This window comes from Vibrio sp. 10N.261.51.C6, assembly GCF_041471785.1.
GTDB lineage: Bacteria > Pseudomonadota > Gammaproteobacteria > Enterobacterales > Vibrionaceae > Vibrio > Vibrio crassostreae_C.
Window position 1 is genome coordinate 1 of the sequence record NZ_JBFRPB010000120.1, and the last position, 1412, is coordinate 1412.

Genomic DNA, 1412 nt, shown 5'->3' on the forward strand with positions numbered 1-1412 from the left:
TAATGCCGTTCACTTAAGAGTGAACGGCATTTTTGTTCTTAGCATACCGTTGTGGTCTGGGTTTAACTCTTCTAGGGAATGTCCTTTCCCTTCGCCCTTCAAGTATTAAGCTTTCAGCCATGTTGTGGAACCCCTTTAGCTGACGAGGTATTGCGCCTGGTGTTGAATAAGGTAAGCCTACAAGTAACGCTGATACATGAGCTAACGTGCCGTTAAAACTCAGTTGATAAGGAAGGTAATTTCCCTTTAAATTGAAGCAGAGCTCGACCATCTGATATCGGATTAAATTGTAAGTAAGCAAGATGCCCCATAACTCCTGCTTGACCAGCTCTGGTAAACGACTTCGCAGCGTAAGACGGTTTCCAAGCATGTATTGTTTTTGCTCTCGGTAGCCCAGCTCTATTTCCCAACGATGCTCATAAAGGCCTGCAATATCTTTTGATGGGTAACGCAGGGAGTCCGTCATGGAGGTTAATACTTGGTAGTCTTTTCCTTTAATTTTACGAGTGACAAGTCGAGCGGTTATCGACTTTGGTAAATCAGGCCATAGCTTTCTAGCTCTTGGATTACTGTGTAATTGAACAAGTTTGTCATTTCGCCCTAAAGATTGAACAATGTCATATTGTGTATTTTTCTTGAGGGGGATAAGCCAATGGCGCTCTGAGCCAGAGTCTTGCCATTTATGTAATAAACCTAAAGAATAGAACCCCTTATCGAACATTGTTACGCTATGGTTTGGTGTTGTTTCTATTAGTTTTTCAGCTAATATCATTTCGTTTGTATTGTAATTATCAAATGCACTGGCCGTAATAATGTGACTGCTTAGTTCCATTTGGCAGACCATTCTCACTTGCGGATATTGCGTCCCTTTTTGTCGAGAAAATGCCTTTTCATTTTGCGGGTTATCGGGCGTTCGCCAAACAACGCCATCGACGCCAAGCAGCGTTAATCCATTCCATTGGGGTAACTTTGCACTGTTTAACCATGACGTAGTCATTCGCTCAAAGACCGCTTTAATTGCGTCTTCACCCAACGTCTTTCGACGTTGAGTTAACGCACTCGGTGCGACAAAAGCTTTACCTGTACGGTCGACAATATCAAGTTGGTTCACTAAATCTTTCATGGATTTACTGTTATAGATAGCCATTCCAACAAGCAGCCACACCATGGATTCTAAAGTTAATTTCCTCTTTCTCATCGTGACAGTATCAGTAAGAGAATAGGCTTCGTCGATGAGTTCAATTGGAAGCAAGTCAGACAAAGTCTCAACGCTGCTAGGTTTCCAATCATTAATTATGTTTAGAGCTTGAGAAACATCCATAAAAAAATCCAAGTGCATTAAATACACTTGGATTTTGACAGCTCTGAAGGATCCTTCAACCGATCGCTTTGGCTTTAACTGATCGGCATTA

General features: G+C 41.8%; 1 protein-coding gene. It reads right to left on the reverse strand.

The genetic code is table 11. The annotated features are described in order from the left end of the window. Positions 1-13: 13 nt before the first annotated feature. Positions 14-1321 (reverse strand): IS4 family transposase, encoded by a 1308-nt coding sequence (locus AB4375_RS21315; protein WP_029235596.1) that lies wholly within the window; start codon positions 1319-1321, stop codon positions 14-16. Positions 1322-1412: the final 91 nt, after the last annotated feature.